Source organism: Microbacterium enclense (assembly GCF_004022425.1).
GTDB lineage: Bacteria > Actinomycetota > Actinomycetes > Actinomycetales > Microbacteriaceae > Microbacterium > Microbacterium enclense_A.
In genome coordinates, this window is record NZ_RBZY01000131.1 from 1 (window position 1) to 1,458 (window position 1,458).

A 1,458-nucleotide genomic window follows, 5' to 3' on the forward strand; every position below is an offset into this window, starting at 1 on the left:
CACCACATACACCACAAGCCGACGACCACCCTCGGGGAAGGCGGAGCCGGACGCTCGCGTCGCACTCATCGACGGCCCCCCTTGACCAGCTGACGACCGCTTGCGACACCGGCGCGGGCGACCCGGAGCACGGCGCGGGCGCCACGACCGAGCGGATGCATGACGGGGTCGACACGTCGCACGACGTTGGGATGATTCGTCTTCATGTACATCCGGAAGAACGCCACCGCCCCGCCGATGCCCCACCATCCCGCCCTGTGGAGGAACTGGATCTGCTCGACCGGGTAGCCGGGGAGGTTCACCGCGAGTTGATCGATCTTGTATTCGATGGCGAGGTGGGTCAGGCCGGCATGCTCCGGCGTCAGGACCGTGCGGGCATGCAGCCCCTCCTCGCCGGCGGCCGCCGTGACGAGACGTTCGAGCACGCGACGGATGTCGGGCACCCGCTTAAACGACGTGTCGCGGAAATCGTCGTATGTCCACGACTTCGACAGCAACGGCCGCAGACCTTCCGGGCGACCCATCCACATCCCGCCCAGGGGCGCAAGCGGAGTCACCCCGTCCAGCGGGACACGGATCCCGAGGTCTTCGGCCACGTCGTGCCCTCGACCGCGGTACCACGACCAGCCCTCGCCGGTGATCGCATAGCCGGTCTGGATCGGCGGCGGCAGCACGATCCCGAGACCGGGCTCCTTCGAGAAGAGCGCGAGGACATTGGCGATGTATTGCGGACTGCCGACGAGATTGTCGACGAAATAGCGTCGGAAATAGTCGACGACGGTCCGCCCCCGCCGCGTGGGGACGCGGTCGTGCAGTTTGACGAACACGTCGTACCGCCCGCTTTCGAGCTCGGCACGGCAACCGATGAGGAAAGCACTCATATCTCGTCCGTTCGAGGACGGGACCACTCGCACCTCCCGAGCCCCCACCCGGGCTCCCTGGGCGTCCAGTAGTGCGCCGAGTTCCGCGACGATCGACGCGTCCGAGGTCGTGACGATCACATCGACCGGCGTCGGGAACCACGCGAGCCGGGCGATGAGGTCGGCGGCCGACGCAGCGGCGGTGGCGTGGATGATCACGAGCACCCGGAGTGCGGCGGGATCATCGGATGCCACGGCGACGGTGCGGGGCAGGATGTTGAGCATCGCCAGATTGGTGTTGATGACCTTGGCGGGAACCGTGCGCGCGAGGTTGTCCAGGATGAGGGCCACCGGGTATCCGTGTGCCTCGACGTTCTCGATGATGCTGCGGCCGATCACCGCATGGCGGTCGAGGAACGGCGGCCAGTGGAAGAAGGGACGACGCTTCAGTAGCGGGCACCCGTCATCCATCAACAGCGTGGGGTTGAACAGGGCCGGGTGATCCGTCGGGTAGTCGTCGGAGGCGAACGCGACGGCGGGACGGAATCCGTTGCGAACGAAGGTCTCGGTGAAGACGGTCTCGTGCTTGAGCACGGCG

Annotated in this window: 1 protein-coding gene; it reads right to left on the reverse strand. The window is 66.9% G+C overall.

The window, feature by feature from the left end; all coding sequences use genetic code 11:
• Positions 1 to 65: 65 nt before the first annotated feature.
• A partial coding sequence (locus D8Y23_RS16535) for a rhamnan synthesis F family protein (protein ID WP_240663948.1) occupies positions 66 to 1,458 on the reverse strand: 1,393 nt, incomplete at its 5' end.